13 protein-coding genes are annotated in these 17,367 nt (G+C 58.2%); 1 reads left to right on the top strand and 12 read right to left on the bottom strand.

The features are described from left to right. Positions 1 to 23: 23 nt before the first annotated feature. The 8 genes from IT585_08335 to IT585_08300 all read right to left on the bottom strand — a co-directional run bounded on the left by IT585_08335 (position 24) and on the right by IT585_08300 (position 9,315). A complete protein-coding gene (locus tag IT585_08335; GenBank protein MCC6963243.1) occupies positions 24 to 1,334 on the bottom strand; it encodes a GWxTD domain-containing protein in 1,311 nt (436 codons plus the stop codon). Between the two features lie 137 nt (positions 1,335 to 1,471). Beyond that, positions 1,472 to 2,713 carry an ABC transporter permease gene (locus tag IT585_08330; protein ID MCC6963242.1) on the bottom strand — a complete coding sequence of 414 codons (1,242 nt, stop codon included), beginning with the start codon at positions 2,711 to 2,713 and terminating at the stop codon, positions 1,472 to 1,474. Then, entirely contained in the window at positions 2,710 to 3,927 is a 1,218-nt protein-coding gene (locus tag IT585_08325) for an ABC transporter permease (protein ID MCC6963241.1), read from the bottom strand. The genes IT585_08330 and IT585_08325 overlap by 4 nt, the downstream gene beginning before the upstream one ends. A gap of 3 nt (positions 3,928 to 3,930) precedes the next feature. After that, a complete protein-coding gene (locus tag IT585_08320) occupies positions 3,931 to 4,632 on the bottom strand; it encodes an ABC transporter ATP-binding protein (GenBank protein MCC6963240.1) in 702 nt (233 codons plus the stop codon). Next, positions 4,632 to 5,933 carry an efflux RND transporter periplasmic adaptor subunit gene (locus IT585_08315; GenBank protein MCC6963239.1) on the bottom strand — a complete coding sequence of 434 codons (1,302 nt, stop codon included), beginning with the start codon at positions 5,931 to 5,933 and terminating at the stop codon, positions 4,632 to 4,634. The genes IT585_08320 and IT585_08315 overlap by 1 nt, the downstream gene beginning before the upstream one ends. A gap of 43 nt (positions 5,934 to 5,976) precedes the next feature. Then, positions 5,977 to 7,299, bottom strand: coding sequence for a TolC family protein (locus IT585_08310; protein ID MCC6963238.1), 1,323 nt, complete (start codon positions 7,297 to 7,299; stop codon positions 5,977 to 5,979). A gap of 31 nt (positions 7,300 to 7,330) precedes the next feature. Further along, a complete protein-coding gene (locus IT585_08305; protein MCC6963237.1) occupies positions 7,331 to 8,065 on the bottom strand; it encodes a YIP1 family protein in 735 nt (244 codons plus the stop codon). A gap of 218 nt (positions 8,066 to 8,283) precedes the next feature. After that, positions 8,284 to 9,315: an anti-sigma factor gene (locus IT585_08300; GenBank protein MCC6963236.1), complete on the bottom strand. Its 1,032-nt coding sequence runs from the start codon at positions 9,313 to 9,315 to the stop codon at positions 8,284 to 8,286. A gap of 196 nt (positions 9,316 to 9,511) precedes the next feature. On the opposite strand from IT585_08300, the gene IT585_08295 reads away from it, so the two are divergent. After that, positions 9,512 to 11,698, top strand: coding sequence for a carboxypeptidase regulatory-like domain-containing protein (locus tag IT585_08295; protein ID MCC6963235.1), 2,187 nt, complete (start codon positions 9,512 to 9,514; stop codon positions 11,696 to 11,698). Positions 11,699 to 11,770: 72 nt separating this feature from the next. Here IT585_08295 and IT585_08290 read toward each other — a convergent pair whose 3' ends face one another. Genes IT585_08290 through smc form a run of 4 tightly spaced genes read right to left on the bottom strand, consistent with a single transcriptional unit; the run spans position 11,771 to position 17,359 of the window. Further along, positions 11,771 to 12,238 carry a 23S rRNA (pseudouridine(1915)-N(3))-methyltransferase RlmH gene (locus tag IT585_08290; GenBank protein ID MCC6963234.1) on the bottom strand — a complete coding sequence of 156 codons (468 nt, stop codon included), beginning with the start codon at positions 12,236 to 12,238 and terminating at the stop codon, positions 11,771 to 11,773. Further along, a complete protein-coding gene (locus tag IT585_08285; GenBank protein ID MCC6963233.1) occupies positions 12,238 to 12,636 on the bottom strand; it encodes a YjbQ family protein in 399 nt (132 codons plus the stop codon). The genes IT585_08290 and IT585_08285 overlap by 1 nt, the downstream gene beginning before the upstream one ends. Then, positions 12,633 to 13,547: a signal recognition particle-docking protein FtsY gene (ftsY, locus tag IT585_08280; protein MCC6963232.1), complete on the bottom strand. Its 915-nt coding sequence runs from the start codon at positions 13,545 to 13,547 to the stop codon at positions 12,633 to 12,635. Before ftsY ends, IT585_08285 begins: the two co-directional genes overlap by 4 nt. Then, positions 13,547 to 17,359 carry a chromosome segregation protein SMC gene (gene smc, locus IT585_08275; protein ID MCC6963231.1) on the bottom strand — a complete coding sequence of 1,271 codons (3,813 nt, stop codon included), beginning with the start codon at positions 17,357 to 17,359 and terminating at the stop codon, positions 13,547 to 13,549. Before smc ends, ftsY begins: the two co-directional genes overlap by 1 nt. Positions 17,360 to 17,367: the final 8 nt, after the last annotated feature.

Raw genomic sequence — 17,367 nt, 5'->3', positions numbered from 1 at the left:
AACTCCCACTCCTCCACCGGCCGCTACGGGCCGAGTGTGCCGCGACTGCGCCAGTCGCCGTCATACGGATACTGCAACTGGTAATCGCCATCGCCGCGAGAATCTTCAAAAACGAAAGTTCGCCGCTGGGTGAAGTAGTACCAGACCTGGTACGGTTTACTGCCCAGCTCGAACGGATGGTTGTCGATGTCATCCGGCGCGCCGTATCGGATATAGATCGAGCCGCGGTCGGTCTGCCAGCCTTCCCGATTGACGGTCGAGTAGTACTGGTTGGAATAGCGAATGCGCCGGTAGTACTCATCCCGAAATTCGTTCTCGGGCGTGCCGGGGGTCGGGTCTTTGGACTTCCACCATTCCTCAAAGGCTTGCTCGCGCAGAGAATCGGGGGTTTGCTCGAGCTTTTTGCGCTCGTCCTTCTGAATGACGTACTTGAGCTGTGTCACAGCGTAGCCAAAGTCATTGCGCAGCAGCGAGTGCAGCGACCATTTGATGTGGAAACGCACTTCGCGTTCCGAAACGGTTTCGCCATCGGCTTCCAACTTCACCTTGAGGCTGTAATCGCCGGGCACGAGGTCGTGCAAGTCGATGAATTGCTGGATCCCCATGACGGTCGTATCAATCGTGATCGGATTGTCCTTCTCGGTATTGAATTCCGCGCGTTTGGCTTTGACTTCGTAGTGCAAATTGACCTGCTGACCGAGAAAATCAGCGGCATAAATCTCCAGATAGAAGCCCAGCTTCTGTTCCTCCGCATCAATGGCGCGCTCGACGGCCGGCACGGCAGCCAGACCGTGCTTGTTGAAGGGCGAACTGGGATCAATCGCGTTGAATTCCTGGATGAATTGAATATCCGAGAGGTCGCGTCCCAGCCGATAGGGATGGCTCACAACGTTGCCCTCGATCGTCTGGACGTCGTTGGAGTTGTGGTCGATCAGTTTGCAGACCAACTGGTAATTGCCCGGCGGAATCGGCAGAACCAGTTGGTTGATCAAGAAGCCCTCATCGGATTTGGTCAGTTCATAGCTGTCGAGGACGTAGGTGCGTTCCACCGAGCGACCGGTGACCTGCAGATCGTGCTCGCCGAGTACGATGACGTTGATCTCATAGTTGGCGATGTACTTGTCGCCCTTCTTGACGTAATTGAGGCCGTCGTTGAAAACCTTGTAGTAGACTTCAAGCCGGTTTGCGCCGCCGGTGTCGGCGAAGACGGCGTGGTCCATGAAGAACTTGGAACGGTCGAGATTGATATCCTCGATTCCCTCACACCGGGCCGGCGTCACGGCGGTCCCGAGCAACGCGCCGAGGAGAAGCATGGCGGTCAATAGTCTGGTCATAACAAGCTCGATTCTCCACAAAACCTACGACGTTCAAAGACGACGGCAAGCACAATTTATACGCGCTCCCCGGTCACACTGTTCAGTGGCCGCATCGCCTCTGGCCGCGATTTGCCGCAATCCGGGCAGTCGAGCAATTATTCGTAGCGCAGGCTGACGATGGGGTCGACAGAGGCTGCCCGCAGGGCCGGGATGATACCCGCCAGCAGGCCGACTCCGGCCGAGATGGTAAAACTGATGAGAATCCAGAGGAACGGTACCACCATCGGCAGCGGCGAGACGGCGGATATTACAAACGCAATCAGCAGGCCGAACACGATCCCGATGGCCCCGCCGGTGCCGGACAGCGTCATCGCCTCGACAAGGAACTGGGAGAAGATGTTGGCACGTTTCGCGCCGATCGCCTTGCGGACGCCGATTTCACGGGTGCGTTCGGTGACAGACACCAGCATGATGTTGAGTACGCCAATGCCGCCGACCAGCAAGCCGACCGACGCAATGACCATCATGGCAATCCAGATGCCGATGGTCAGTTGGCTGTACGAGTCGAGAAGGGATTCCTGGGTAAAAATGGCAAAGTCATCGTCGTCGCTGTACTTGACGCCGCGCAGGCGCCGGAGCGCCTGGCGAATTTCATCCTCAGCAGTCCGCATTAGCTCGGGCCGACTCGCCTTCACCGCCAGCATCAATTCCTTTTCCCAGGGGTACATTTTCTCGAACGTACCGTAAGGGAGAATTACCGTGTTGTCATTGGAATTGATCAGCGACGAGCGGCGCTTTTCCATAACGCCCACGACGCGCATGCGATTGTCGTTGACGAGAATGCTTTTGCCGATCGGTGTTTCGGCCGGAAACAGCGTTTCCGCCAGATCCTTGCCGATGACGCACGCCATTGCCCGATGGAAGTCCTCCGAGGGCAGGAAGAAGCGCCCCTGCTCGATGTAGTGATTGTTAACCGCTTCGTAATCGACGCTGGTGCCGAAGATCGAGGAGCGGTTCGAGCTGTTGCTCTTGTACTTGACGTTGTTTCCGCCGGGCCGAAAATAGTAGTTCTGCGGGCTGACGCCATTGACGCTGGGGCAGTTGGCGCTGATGGCGTTGGCTTCGTCCAGAGTGATCGGCTTGCGATTGCGTTCTTTCTCGGTCAGCTCGTTCCAGTTGGTGTTGGGCGGGTATTTGACCACCCACAAGACGTTGGAGCCGAGCGCCTCAATATCGTTAGAGACGGCGGTATTGAGCCCCTGAATCAACGAGACCATGCCGATCACAGAGGCAACACCAATCATGACGCCGATGATGGTCATAATCGCGCGAAACTTGTTGGCGCGGATCGAATCAAGCGCCATGATCATGCTTTCTTTGGTTTCGAAGACGTTCATGACTCAAACCGCATCGCTTCCACCGGATCCAGCTTGGCCGCTTTCCACGCCGGGTAGATGCCAAAAAAGACACCGATGCTGATCGGAATCAAGAGTCCGACGGCAACCGCCATGGGTGAGATGACAAAAGGCACTCCCAGCGGCTCGGAAAAGGCATAGGAGATGACCAGTCCGCCGGTGAGGCCGACGGCGCCGCCCATCAGCGACATCAGCAAGGCTTCGAGCAGGAACTGCGAGAGAATGTTGCGGCCGCGCGCGCCCACGGCCTTGCGAATGCCGATTTCACGCGTGCGCTCGGTGACCGAGACCATCATGATGTTCATGACGACGATTCCGGCCACGACGACCGAGATGGCCGGTATGGCGATGCCAACAAGCCGGGCGACGCCGGTGAAGTTCTCGACGAAACCCAAGATGGTGTCGCGCGTCAGGAGCCCGAAGTCGTCGGGATCATGGTAGCCGACGTGGCGGCGGGCGCGCATAACCTGACGAATTTGATCCATGGCCTGATCAATCAGTTCCTCGGATTTGACCTTCACCATAATGTCGATGTCCTGATGACGGCCGGTATACTTCAGGAGCGTTTGCACCGGCACGTAGCAGAAGCGATCGAGGTTTTCGCCGAGGATGGAGCCGCGTTTCTTGCAGACGCCGATGATGGTGAAGGAAACCCCGCGGATCAGGATCTCCTTGCCGAGCGGGTCTTCATAGGGGAAGAACTTCGTTTTGATCTCATCCCCGATGATGACCATCTGCCGGCGGTGTTGGTCGTCAAAGGCCGAGAAGAACCGGCCCTCATCGATTTCGATATTGTTGATCTGGGCGGCATTTGCGGAAATGCCCTGAATATGGACGTTGTAGAGTGTCTTGTTCTCGCGCTTGAGCGTAGCGCTGCGATCACAGGAATAGCCGACCGCTTCCGCCAACGGCACGCCCTTCTCAATGGCGCGGACATCATCGACGGTAATGCGTTTGCGCTTGATCGCTTTGAACCATTCGTCGTCGGAGGTGATGATGCCGAAGCGGGTGACGTAGACGGTCGAGGCGCCCATTTCGTCGAAGACGTTGGCGATGCGGCGCATCATGCCGTCGAGGACGGAGATAATGGCAATAACGGAAGCGACGCCAATCATGACGCCGAGCAGCGTCAGGAAGGTGCGCAGCTTGTGCGCCCAGAGAGCGGCGCCGGCCAGCTTGAGCGTCTCATAAACCATAGATTACAGATTGACGGTTTCGGAAGAAGTGATAACCTCTTTCTCGATGTTGCCGTCACGAATATAGATCACGCGATTGGCGTGCAGGGCGATGTCGGGTTCGTGCGTGACGACGATGATGGTATTCCCTTCGATATGCAGACGAGCGAACAAGCCCATGATTTCTTCGCCGGTCTTGCTATCGAGGTTGCCGGTCGGTTCGTCGGCCAGGATGATCGAGGGCTGATTGACCAAAGCGCGGGCGATGGCGACGCGCTGGCGCTGACCGCCGGACAGCTCGTTAGGTTTGTGCATCATGCGATCGCCGAGATCCACCATTTCGAGGGCTCGTTTAGCCCGGTCGATACGCGTCCGGGAATCGGTGCCGTTGTAGATCAGCGGGAGCTCGACATTATGCAAGGCGGTGGCGCGCGGGAGCAGGTTGAAGGTTTGGAAGACGAAACCGATTTCGCGATTGCGGATCATCGCCAGTTCGTCGTCGTTCATCTTGGCGACTTCCTTGCCGTTCAGGCGGTAACTTCCCTGCGACGGCGTGTCGAGGCAACCGATCAGATTCATCAGCGTCGACTTGCCGGAGCCGGAGGGGCCCATGATGGCCAGGTATTCGCCCTTCACGACGCTGAGATTCACGCCCTGCAGCGCATGGAGTTCCTCGCTGCCCATCTTGTAGGTCTTCCAGAGATTTTCAGTTTCGATAAGATGCATCACTTGTTCTCGATTACTTTCGGAGCTGCTTCGATCTTGACTTTACGGCCGTCTTCCAGCGCCCGCAGGACGCGGTAACTACCGGAGACGATCTCGTCGCTCTCGTTCAGTCCGGTTTTGATTTCGATATTCTGTTGATCGGCGATCCCGGTAGCTACCGGCACGAACTTGGCAACACCGTTCTCGACGCGGAAGACGCCTTCGATTTCCTTCGGCTTGTTCGCCTCATTACTGCTGGCCGCGGCAGCGGGTTTGACCTCGGCCGCGATCGCGCCCGAATTCGGTTCCGCCGCAGGCGCCTTTTCGAGCGTGTCGACTTTCTCGGGGCGCATGACGACCGCCTGAATCGGAACGTAGAGCACGTCGGTCTGGCGCGCGACTTCGATGTCGGAGGTCGCAGTCATACCCGGTTTAATGCCGGGTACCGTGTCGGTCAGGAGGATCTTCACGAGGAAGTTCATCACGCGGTCAGTCGCCGACGAGCTGCTTTGCTGGGCAGCATTGCCGATTTCGACCACCTTGCCCTGGAAGGTGGTATCCGGGAACGCGTCGACCGAGATCTTGGTCGACTGGTTGAGCTGGAGTTTGGCAACGTCGGTTTCGTCGACTTCGACCTCAACTTCGATGGTCGAGAGATCGGCCACCGTCATGATCACCGTGCCCGGGTTATTCATCGTCCCAATCATGACGATCTCGCCGACCTCGGCGTTCAAACTGACAACCGTCCCATCAATCGGCGCGGTGATAATCGTCTTGCGCAGGATGTCCTTTTCCTGTTCAAGCACGGCGATCTGCTGCTTGGTCAGGAACTGCGCCGATTCGAAATTGGCGGTGGCGACCTGGTGGCCGGTTTCGGACTGAATGTATTGCTCTTCCGAGATCAACTGAGCAGCATAGAGTTTCTTGGCGCGCTCGTAGTTTTGCCGAGCTTCGATCAGACTGGCCTCCGCGCGCTTTTCCGCAGCGCGCGCCGAGGCAACGCCGGCTTCGGCCTGGCTGACCGCAGCTTCGTAGCGGGTGGGGTCGAGCCGCACCAGCACGTCGCCTTTCTTGACGAGATCGCCCTCGCGCACCGGCAGGTCGACGATTTTGGCGGAGACGTCTGCGGAGATCTTGACGGTGGTGCGCGCCTGGACCGAGCCGGTGGCAGTCACTTCGGAAGTAATGGCGCCCTTCTTGACTTTGTCGACCTGCACCGAATCGACACTACCGCTGCTGCGGCCGAGATTCGCGATGATGAAGATGGCGAGCACGACGACAACGGCGACGGCGATGAGAATGTTACGTTTCTTTTTGGTCATAACCTTATTTCCGAGTCGAGCGCGGGTGCTCGGCGCCGGCTCCTTACATCTGCCCCATAGCTCTGGCCATGGCTGCCACGGCCAAATTCAGCTGGTAGAGCGCTGATATCCGCGAATACTGGGCGTTGGTCAACGAAACCTGGGCGTCGAGCAGTTCCAGAATCGACGAGGCCCCCAGGCGATAGCGTTCTTGCTGCAATTTCATGTCTTCTGCCGCCGACATTTCGGCCAGCAAGGCCGTTTCATGCTGCAGGCGTGCCTTCTGGATGTCCAGGTAGGCCTGGCGCACGTTGTAGATCAGCACGTTGCGCTCCGACTCGTAGTTTTCGCGCGCAGTCTGCTCCGACAACCGGGCCTTGGAATAGGCAGTCTTCTTGGTGAAACCATCGAAAAGACCGTAAGAGAAGTTGATTCCGAAACTGTACGCGCCGTTGTCGTACTTGTAGCTGAACCATTCGCCGGACTCGCGCGTGCTCCAACCCCAGTTGAGCGACATATTGGCCCGCGGCACCCACGACTGGCGCGAGATCTTGGTACTGGCGCGAGCTGCATCGTAGCTTGCTTTGGTTGATTTGAGCGACGGGTTATCGTTGAGCGCTGTCTCGATGCACTCGTCCAAGGAACGGGAGATATCGACGCGCGCCAGCGTGTCGACCGGATTGACCGGCAGACTGACATCGCGATTCATCAAAACGTTGAGATTAAACTCCGCAGTCTGGATGTCGTTTACGCGCTGGAGCAGCGTCAGGGAGTCATTGGCGACGTTAACCTGGGCTTTAAGTTTCTCGGACAACGACGCCGATCCCAATTCGTACCGGCTGGTTGTCACTTCCAGCTGTTTCTTGGAACGCGCCAGCGCATCCTCTTGAACGCGGCGCAACATATACGCGCTCACAAGAGAATAGTAGGCCTGACGCACGCTGTAGATCGTGCTGAGGATTTGCTGCCGCAGGTCGTTACGTGACGCAGTCTTGAGCAACGAGCTCCGCTTGATGTTGAACCAGGTGGCGCCGCCATCGAACAACGTCATCGAGATCGACAGTCCGGTGGAATAAGACTTCGTACCCGGGACCTCGACCTCGATACCGAGTTCAGGCTGATACTGCTTGCCAAAGGACTTGTTGTAGCCATAGCGCGCCGATGCCGAGATATTCGGCAGCGCGTCGCCCCAGGCATCCCAGAGATCCCATTTGGCGCGGCCGAGATTATTCTTGGCCGTGATCACACCAATGTTGCGTTCGAGCGCGATATCGATGCATTGCTGCACGGTGAGGCCCTGGGTTTGGGCGAGGCTCGTCCCGGACGGCAATGACAGAATTATCAGGAGTAATCCAATAAACGTAAATGCTGGTGAAAAGCGATGCATCAACTTCTCCTTATAAACAAAGCTCAGATACTTACATAACCATCTTCATGAGCGCGGTCGAGCCAAACACGACGAGAATAAACAGGATGACGGTGGGTGCTACCACCGTGACGGACTTGAACAGGCTCAGGCCGCTCATGGTCTTGATCCCGAGGACAATCAGGCAGATCGTCCAGAGAATGAAGACATCAGTGAACGTGTTCAGTAGCGTGAGACCGATGTTGCCCACGATCGGTGAGCTACTGAGGACGGCCAGTGACGTGCGGATATCGACATCATTCTTCGCCATCATGAGCGGAGTCTTGACGATAGCCCCGATGACCCAGGGGGAGAAAGACAGCACCATAATGACGAAATAGTGGACAAAGCGCAGGCCGGCGCTGAACATGACATTGCCGAAGAGCGTGCTCAGGCCGGCTCCGATCAACCATACGATGAACAGGAAGACAGCCGTACCGACAGCCGACTTCGCCATTGCAATCGGCCCCTGCTCTTTCATGCCCTGAATGATTTCTGCCTTCTGGGCGTCGGTCAGCCGATCCGATTTTTGGATCATATCGATTCCGATTTGGTTTGTCATCGGTGCGATCAAGATGGCGTTGAGGGCGAGCAGGACGATAATGACAATCGCCGGCACGGCCCACTTCGGCTTCTCCTTGGCAGCTTGAAAGACCCGCGTTGGTGAAAACAGAACATTCACCAACATAGACCAAGGTGACATCAATTTTGTTTCAGTGGCTGGATATTCGTTGACTGCGTCGGTCATGTAACCTCCCTCGACCAGTTGTGACGAACGCAAGTTAGGGGCAAAAGTTTCAAAAAACAACGTCTAAGGGTTTGCTGAACAAGATGATGGCGCGTGCGGATCGCAGGAAATTCCATATGAATTAGACCCCTTCCGGAGTGGATTGACTTGCGCCCGTCAAAATCGAAGGCCGATGCAACGACATCGGCCTTCGACCAACTTACTTGCGTTGCCGCGGTCTAGCGCTTGACGAACACGGCTTCGATCACCGGGAAGGTCACACCGGCGACGGAGCCCATCGGGAAATTGATGCGGCGGGCGTCACCATTTTGATCAGCGGCCCGGGCCGGCATATTTCCACGCAGGACAACGAGGTTTGAAGGTCGCTGCAGGTCGTTGTCCGGATTCGGCTCGACCGTGACCAACGCCTGGCCGCCCGTCATGCAATCCAAAGGCCAGCGCGCTTCGGGAATCCAACTCGGGCGATCGACCAGGAAGTCCTCGCCGGGATAGTTCGGGATCGCGCGAAGGTCGCAGTGACGATTGCTGTAGTCTTGATAATCCGGGAAGAAGAACTTGCCGGTAGAGATGGTGTCCCCGATGGCGGTTGTCACCCAACCTTCGTAGAGATAGCCGGTGTCGGGCAGAACCGGCAGGGTCAGAGCCGTGGCGAATTGCTCGGCGCCTTCGTTGCCCGTCGGGCCGACCGTCAGACTCAGGAACCAGACGCCATAGCGTTCGAGCGCCTTGTCAACCTCGCCCATCTCCTTCCAATTGCCGTTGGAGAAGGTGCCGATGCAGAACGATCCGGGGGGAACACCGTCGAAATTGACCGGGAAGCGCATCATGGTGACGCGATCCGGGACAATCGTGCTCTGGGCGACGATGGTCGGCGAGGGATCGCCGCTGGGATCGTTGGGATACTGCTCGAGGGTGATTGCCACCAAGTCGTAGTCGTAGATATTCGCTTTGGCCTCGAAGACGGAGTCGATTTGGGTACCGCTGCCATTGCTGGCGAGGAATTTGTAATTGAACTCGTCCCAGAAGAACTTGCCGAACGACTTCTTTTCGATCCAGTTGCCGTGATCGTCGACCCGCGCCAACCAGCCCTCATAAACCAGCCCTCCGGAAAGCGACGGAAGGCGGTCGGGTCGTAGAAGAACCGCATTGAATGAGTTCAGTCCGCCATTGCCGTTATCGTCGCCGTCGCAGCCGATGATCGCTACGAGGGCGAACAAGCACAATCCCCACACCGTCAGTTTTCTAAGCATTTCCGGCATTCCTCCCAAACTGTATACAAAACAACAACTTCCATCCTAATCGAACCTAAAGAATATTCGCCCGGCTTGGCAGTGTCAAGCGAATAATTTCCCTGGAGTTAAGACGAACAGGGCGGGCAGATGCTAAATGAAAGCGCCGAAAATGTCGATACTTAAGGTGATCTAAACGCATAACAGCGGGAGGCTTATGATCGAGTGCAGCAAGTGCGGCTCGGCGAATCAATTTGACGGGGCGGTTTTCTGCAAGAACTGTGGCGAGCGACTGGGGCAGGCAGTGGCCGTCGATGTGGCAGAGCGTCCGCAGGACGCACTGACGCAGGAAGCGGCAGACCAGCCGAAGCCGTCGCAACAGCCGGAAGCAGAAGCTGACTTCACCGTCGAAGATGTCGCTGATCCGGAGGCGGCAACTCCTCCCGCCGACCGTCCCGCCGGCGACGGGACGGGAATCGACAAGCTGCTAAGCCTCTACGGTAACGAATCCAAAGTCGAAGCCGCCAAGTCGCTGGATGATCCAGAGAGTGGTGAGCGCACTTCCCTGGGCATCGAGTCGGCGTCCGACTTTCTCATGCGGACGCAAACCGACTCGGCTCCGGAGCCGCAAGAGCCGGAGGCGCAAGAGCCCAAGCGTCAGCCCAGCGCCGTCACCAAAACGCCGGGAGAGATTATGAGCCGGCTGAAACCGCTGAAGGATGATGACGAACTTCCAACGCCGCCGCCGGCGGAAGGAGTCTCGGAAATCGATAAGGGGCGTTTGCTCGATAGCCTTTCCAAGACATTGCGCAGCGATGCCGCGCCGGAATCCGAATCCTCCGCTGCAAGTGTTCCTGAAGCTGCTGCGACAGCCCCCGTGAGAGCAACTCGCGATGACGCGGTGGCCGATGCGGAAGCCGCCGCCGAGACTGACGACAACGTCGTGGCAGACTCGCAGGCGATTGCGATTGCCGTCCCCGAACCGGCCCTGCCGAATCACCGGCAACCGGCCGTGTTTCTGCGCGGTCAGAGCCTCACCGTGCCCAAGCCGACGCTCTTGCGTCCCGGTGATCAGGTGACGATCGCCGGTCAGGAGTTTGTCGTTAAGGCGGGCAGCATCGACCGCCGCAAGTGGATCATTGGTGGCGCGGCCGCGTTGCTGGTGATCGCCCTGGTCGCGATGAAATTGTTCAGCACGCCGGCGGTGCCCAAGGCCACGGTCTTCGGCGTGGTGACCAATTCCGAAAGCGATGAGGTGCTGGCGGGCATTAGTGTCAGCATACCGCAGCTAAACCTCATGACGGTGACGGACGAACATGGCGTGTTCAAGTTCACCGGTTTGGCAAATGGCCGCTATGACGTCAAGATGGACGGAGAACTCTTTGAGGAGCGCTACTTCCCGCTGGTCGTGCAGAACAACCAGTCGGACATCATGTACGGCAGCGTCACGCCGATCCTGCCGCAGACGCGGCGCAGCCAGACAACGGCACAGCCGGTTGCGACGACGCCGATTCAACCGGACGACCAGCCGGAATATGGCGGCCTGAAAATCAACTGCAACGTGGCGGATGCCGGGATCTACCTGGACGGCAAACTGGCCGGTAAGGCCGGGCAGTCGCTCAAGCGGATCCGTCCCGGCAATCGGGCGTTAGAAGTCCGCGCTGAGGGCTACGTATCTTACGTGCAGCCAATCGTGATTGCTGAAGGCGAGACGCAAGAGCTGGTGGTGACGTTGGAAGACGCCCGCCCGACCGCGCCGGCGGAATACACCGCTCAGGATTTCTTTACCCAGGCGGAAACCCTCTTCGGCGAACAGCAATACGTTGAAGCCGTGGGTTACTACACGTTAGCGCTGGCGAAAGACAACACGATGGTCAAGGCGTATCTGCGTCGCGCGGAAGCGCACCTGGCCGCAGGCAAGAAGCTCAATGCGCGTGCCGATTACCGGTCGGCCGCCGATCTGTATCTGAATGCCGGCCAATATGCGCAGGCGATCGGTTGTTATGACAAGATCATCGCCTTCCAGCCCGATGCCGCCGATGCTTACACACTGCGCGGCTGGGCACGGATTGCTTCGGGCAATTACGATGGCGGCGCGGCCGATCTCGAGAAGTCGCTCTCGTTCAGTCCCGAAGACAAGCAGGCGCAGATCGATGTCGGCAAAGCCTACTATATGGTGGGCCGCTACAAAGACGCAGAAAAAGTACTGAAAAAGCTCAAGAAGTTCGGCGACGAGAGTCCGGAGATCTACGGCTACCTTGCACTCAGCCATCTGGCGATGGGCAACGAAGGCGAGGCACGCAAGACCTACGAGCAGTTCCGAAAGGCGGCAAGCTCGAGCGTGGTCGCGCGGATGTCGACAGAATCGGGCTGGCAACGCTTGACCGCGCTCGCCGGCAACTAAGACGAAAGGGCAAAAACGGGGCCCGACAGGGGTAGCTGCGCAATCGGCTACCCCTGCTTTCTTGGGTTCAAGCTATTTGTGGTAGGATGCGCCCGCGTTGATGGCCAGCGCGCGATAAAGCTGCTCGAGCAAGATCATCTGGCACATTTCGTGCGGCAGCGTCATCGCCGACAGGGACAAGCGCAGATCTGCGCGATGGAGAATCGATGCTGCGAGGCCATGCGCGCCGCCAATGATGAACTGAAAGCGCGAATATTTCTGCTGTCGATCGCACAACAAAGCTGCCATCTCGATGGACGTGTAGACCTTGCCCCGCTCATCCAGCGCAATCACGAACGCGCGGTCGTCGAGCCGCGCGACGATATTGTCTGATTCCTGCGACAGTGCGCGCTCCCGATCCAGATGAGCCGTTCCGGAGTCCCGAATCGCCGTGACTTCGACCCGGGCATACTTCGATGTTAACTTCCGATAGTAGTCGATTCCCTCTTTGAGCCAGGCCGGGCGGACTTTTCCGACCGCGATGATCTCAAGGAGCAACATCAGTCGGCCAGCAGCTTGACCAGGCACTCGCGCTGTCGCGGGCCGTCGAATTCGCAGAAGTATATTCCCTGCCAGGTGCCGAGCAAGAGCTTCCCGCCGGAAACGATGATCGTTTCGGAGCAGCCGATCAACGACGACTTGATATGCGCATCGGAATTGCCCTCGGCATGGCGGTCATTTTCATGCTGCGGAAACACCGCCGCCAGCTTGCGCAAGATGTCGGACTGAACCTCGGGATCGGCATTCTCATTGATCGTGATTGCTGCCGTGGTGTGGGGAGTAAAGACGACGCAGAGACCGTCTGTAATGCCGGATTTGGCGAGGACTCCGCTAATCTGAGACGTGATGTTCCGTAATTGTTGGCGGGCAGTAGTGCGGATGGTGATCCGTTCGATCATGTAAATAGCGCTTCGACGAAATCGCGCGGTTTGAACTCGTCGAGATCGTCCATTTTTTCGCCAATGCCGATCAGGACGACCGGCAGCTGGAATTTGTCGACGATGGAGAAGACCGCGCCACCTTTGGCGGTGCCATCGAGCTTGGTCACGATAATACCGTCGATCTGCACCATGCGGTTAAAGGTTTCCACCTGCTGCAGCGCATTTTGCCCGGTGGTGCCGTCGACCACCAGCAGCGTGCGGTGCGGCGCTTCCGGCAAGGCCTTCTTGATGACGCGCTTAACTTTGCTCAGCTCTTCCATCAAGTTTGCCTTGGTATGCAACCGTCCGGCAGTATCGATGATCACCAGGTCGTCGCCGCGCGCCCGGGCGGCATTGATCGAATCGAAAGCGACCGAGGCGCTGTCACCGCCCTCCTGCCCCTTGACGAGATTACAGCCGACCCGTTCAGCCCAGATCGCCAATTGGTCGATGGCGGCGGCGCGAAACGTGTCGGCAGCGACCATCGTCACGCGCTTGCCATCGTTCTTGAAACGCCGGGCGATTTTGGCGATCGAGGTGGTCTTGCCGGTACCATTCACACCGACGATCATGATGACATGTGGTTTGTCGGTGACTTCGAAGAACGGGTGTGCGTTATCCTCGAAAAGGTCAACCAGGCAATCCTTGAGCAGTCGGTAAACGTCGTCGGAAGAATCAATTCCCTCTTTCGCGACTTTCTCTTTCAGTCCTTCAATGAGTTTCTCCGCCGTTTCGACGCTGATATCAGAGGAGATCAAGATTTCTTCGATCTCGGCGAGCAGTTCGGCATCGACCTTTTTGTGCAAGCCGACGGCGGTTTTGAGTTTGGTGACGAGATTCTCTTTGGTTTTGAGGAGTCCCTGCGCCAGCTTCTTGAACGAGAAGCCCATTAAGTATCATCCTCGTCATCATCGTCGTCGTCATCGTCGAACTCATCGTCGTATTCTTCTTCCGCTTCCTCGGCGGTTGCGGTTTCGGCAGTCTCGGTGACCAGGGCGCGTTCGGTGGAGTTTGGTTCCTCGTCGAATTCGGCGCCAAGCGCATCCAAATCGCTGGTCGGGACGGAGGCGCGGGCGGTGGTCGCGGGCTCCTCATTCAGGTCGGCGGGGGCCTCGTCGATAGCGAATTTCATCACCTCGAGTTCGGTGCGTCGCGCTTTGCCTTCGAAATCGACGCTGACAATCTGACTGACACCGGGCTGCTGCATGGTGACGCCGTAGAGGCGATCGCACTGTTCCATCGTGCGCTTGTTGTGCGTGATGATGATGAACTGGGTGCGGCCGATAAAACTGCGCACCATGCGCAAAAAACGAATGACGTTGGCGTCATCCAACGGCGCGTCGACTTCATCCAGGATGCAGAACGGCGAGGGTTTGACCAGATAGATGGCGAAGAGCAGTGAGATCGCCGTCAACGCTTTTTCGCCGCCGGAAAGCTGGGTGATGTTCAAGAAGCGCTTGCCGCGCGGACGGGCCGAGATTTCGATCGGCGATTCCAGCGGATCGTCTTCATTCTCCATGCGCAGGTCGGCTTCGCCGCCCTGGAACAATTCGGCAAAAACCTTTTGGAAGTTCGATTTGACCTTATCGTAGGTCTCGACGAACATCCGCCGGGCGGTCGTATTGATACGGTTGATCGTGGTTTTGAGGTCGTCCTTGGCGCGCGTCAAGTCCTCGATCTGGCTGCGCAGGAAGCGTTCACGTTCGGCTTCGCGTTCATACTCCTCCAGCGCCAGCATGTTGACCATGCCGATCTGCTGCTGCTTGTTGCGGCAGTCGGCGAGCTCGGCCTCAAGTTCCTGAAAGGTGGCATCGGCCAGCGGTTCCGGCATGACCATGACAGCGACATCGATGTCGTAAGTTTCCTTCAATTGCCGGGCGACGTCTTCCCAGCGCGCGTGCAATTCGGTTTCGTTGACGAGAAGGCGCTGATTGAATTCGGCGACTTCGTCGCGGGCCTTGCGATTACTGCGCACCAGTTGATCGAACTCCGCTTGCTTCTCGGTGAGCTCGCCTTGCCGGACGGTCAACGACAGCTCTTTGGCCTTAAGTTCCTCGCGCGTTCGGGTCCGCTCGGCAAATTGCGCGCGCAAGTCGGCGATATGCTTCTGCAGCACGGCGACTTCCTCAACGCGCAAGTCGATCGCGGCGGCGCGGCGATCGCGTTGCGACTCCAATTCAAGCGTCAATTCGTCGATGCGGCGCAAATTACCTTCGAGGGAATTGACTTCCGTCGCCAACCGAATCGAGCGCAGACGTTCGTCTTCAATCTGTTGCGATAGACGACCAACTTCGGCCTCCAGCGACTCGACGGTGGCTGATTGCTGATTAAGGAACTGCGCCTTGTTCGCCGAGTCTGCAGTTAACTGGGAGACATTGGAGGCAAGTTCCTGGAGCGAGGTGCGCAGCGATTCGAGCTTCAGCCGACCCTGCTCGGTGGCGGCTTGAAGTTCCGCCAGCGCTGTGGCGGCTTGGCGCAGACTCAAGCCGATACCGGCGGACTGGATCTGGGTCTCGGCCATCTGATTGCGGAGCTCGGAGAGCTCCTGCACCAATTCGCGGCCGGCAAGCTCGATCTCCGCGCGTGCGTCCAGCAAAGTCTGAATCTCCGCTTCGAGTTCCTGGATGCGTCCCGTCACTGCCGCGTCCTCTTGACGCAAGCGCTGCAGATCGGCATCACGGCCCAAGAGCGGAAGTTGCGCGGTGCCCCCGCCCTCGTGGAGCGGACGGGCGCGGTAGAATTCGCCGTCGAGCGTGACGACGCGCAAATCGCCTTGTGCCAGCTCGATCAACTTTTCGGCGGCCTCGCGATCCTGGACGATCCAGACGTCACCGAGGAGCAGGTCGGCGAGTTTCTCGTATCCCGGCTTGACGCGGATCACATCGGTGGCCGGCACCAACTGGCCACCGAAGCCGCCCGGCCGCGCGAGCTTGCGATCCTTGGTCCAGACATCCAGCTCGCTCTTGACGATAAACGTCACCCGCCCGTGGGCATGGGTTTTAAGGAACTCGATGGCAGTGTAGGCCGAAGGACGCGACTCGACGACGACATATTGAGCGGCCTCGCCCAGCGCCGTCTCGATCGCCCGCAGATATTCGCTCTGCCCTTCGATCAGGTTGGCCGCGGTATCGATCACACCGCCGATCTGATCGCGGGCGCCAAAAATCGAAGTCACACCTGAGCCGTAACCTTCGTAATGGGCAATCATCCGCTCCAGAATTTCGATCTGCGCTTGCTGCGATCGCGCTTCGAGCCGGAGATTGGCGAGGGTTGACTGCCGGGCGGCGATTGCCTCCTCCAGCTCGCGGCGGCGGGTCTCGACCTCTGTTTGTCGCAATTCGCCGGCGGCGATCTGAGCGCGCAGTTGGTCTTGAATTGCGGTGAGCCGCGCCGATTCCGCTTCGGCACGATTGCATTCGTCATGCAGTTGTTCGGCTTTTTCCCGATTGCGTGCCTGTGTTTCGTCCAGCTCGCTGATTTGCTGTTCCAACTGGAGCCGACTCTGCTCTTTGATCGAGCGTTGGCCTTCGATTTCGAAGAGGTCGCGCTGGTGCGTCTGGGAGGAGCGCCGCGCGGTGTCCAATTCCGCGAATTTTGCCGTCAATCGCTGTTCGACCTCGGCTAACTCGGCATTGACCGACGCGAGTGACTGGCGCTGCGCGGCGAGGCGGTCGGTCAGACCGGATTTTTCCGAGGCCAGTTGATCGAGTTTACCGCGGATGTTCTCAATTTCCCGGCGATCGCTGTCGTCGGCAATCGCCGCAGCCTTGATGCGTTCGTCATTGACCGAAATCTCCGTCTCCAGACGATGGCAGTCAGCGCCGACGCTTTCGCTGCGTTCGCGCAGCTGTCGCAGTTGCTCGCCCAGTTCGAGGGCTTGCGCGGCATACTCTTCACGCGCCAGGTCCCACTTATCGATTTCGCCGGACAATTCCGCCAGCTTGATCTGACTGACCCGTTTCTCGTCGCGCACGTGGTCGAGCTGCTGATTCAGACGGCGGTATCGTTCTTTAAGCAGAACCTGACCGGCGGTACGGATGCGTTCTTCCAGCGACTTGTAGCGCTCCGCCCGCTTCATCTGCCGGCTCAGGCCGCTGACCTGCGATGAGACTTCCGCCAGAATATCGGACAGGCGCAGCAGATCATGTTCGGTCGCCTCGAGTTTGCGCAGCGCCGCTTTCTTGCGCTGCTTGTATTTGGTGATCCCGGCGGCTTCCTCGAACAGCATGCGGCGCTGATCGGCCTTGTCGGAGAGGATCGCCTCGACCATATCCAACTCGATGGCCGAGTAGGCGTGCGAGCCCATGCCGGTGTCGGCGAAGAGCTCGGTGATATCCTTCAAGCGACAGACGACGTTGTTGAGCAAGTACTCCGATTCGCCGGAGCGATACAGGCGGCGGGTGAGCGTCAGGTGGTTGTATTCGGTGGGCAGGACGCCGCGATTGTTCACGATGTGCAGCGAGACTTCGGCCATGCCGATCGGTTTCATTTCGCGCGTGCCGGCGAAAATCACATCTTCCATTTTGCCGCCGCGCAGAATCGAAATGCGCTGTTCGCCGAGCACCCAGCGGATGGCGTCAAGCACATTCGTTTTGCCGCAGCCGTTGGGACCGACGACGCCGGTGATGCCGCTCGCGAACTCGACCGAGGTTTTCAGCGGAAACGACTTAAATCCAATGATCTCTAATCCCGATAGATACAAAGTAGACT

This window comes from Candidatus Zixiibacteriota bacterium (assembly GCA_020853795.1).
GTDB lineage: Bacteria > Zixibacteria > MSB-5A5 > CAIYYT01 > CAIYYT01 > JADJGC01.
The sequence above is the reverse complement of the archived record's forward strand: the minus strand, read 5'-3'. Positions and strand labels throughout refer to the sequence as shown.

Excerpts from the sequence above, each read along its gene's own strand:
- IT585_08335 (MCC6963243.1), bottom strand. The coding sequence starts at position 1,334 with ATGACCAGACTATTGACCGCCATGCTTCTCCTCGGCGCGTTGCTCGGG.
- IT585_08320 (MCC6963240.1), bottom strand. The coding sequence starts at position 4,632 with ATGCATCTTATCGAAACTGAAAATCTCTGGAAGACCTACAAGATGGGC.
- IT585_08310 (MCC6963238.1), bottom strand. The coding sequence starts at position 7,299 with ATGCATCGCTTTTCACCAGCATTTACGTTTATTGGATTACTCCTGATA.
- ftsY (MCC6963232.1), bottom strand. The coding sequence starts at position 13,547 with ATGGGCTTCTCGTTCAAGAAGCTGGCGCAGGGACTCCTCAAAACCAAA.
- IT585_08330 (MCC6963242.1), bottom strand. The coding sequence starts at position 2,713 with ATGAACGTCTTCGAAACCAAAGAAAGCATGATCATGGCGCTTGATTCG.
- IT585_08300 (MCC6963236.1), bottom strand. The coding sequence starts at position 9,315 with ATGCTTAGAAAACTGACGGTGTGGGGATTGTGCTTGTTCGCCCTCGTA.
- IT585_08285 (MCC6963233.1), bottom strand. The coding sequence starts at position 12,636 with ATGATCGAACGGATCACCATCCGCACTACTGCCCGCCAACAATTACGG.
- IT585_08290 (MCC6963234.1), bottom strand. The coding sequence starts at position 12,238 with ATGTTGCTCCTTGAGATCATCGCGGTCGGAAAAGTCCGCCCGGCCTGG.
- IT585_08315 (MCC6963239.1), bottom strand. The coding sequence starts at position 5,933 with ATGACCAAAAAGAAACGTAACATTCTCATCGCCGTCGCCGTTGTCGTC.
- IT585_08295 (MCC6963235.1), top strand. The coding sequence starts at position 9,512 with ATGATCGAGTGCAGCAAGTGCGGCTCGGCGAATCAATTTGACGGGGCG.
- IT585_08305 (MCC6963237.1), bottom strand. The coding sequence starts at position 8,065 with ATGACCGACGCAGTCAACGAATATCCAGCCACTGAAACAAAATTGATG.
- IT585_08325 (MCC6963241.1), bottom strand. The coding sequence starts at position 3,927 with ATGGTTTATGAGACGCTCAAGCTGGCCGGCGCCGCTCTCTGGGCGCAC.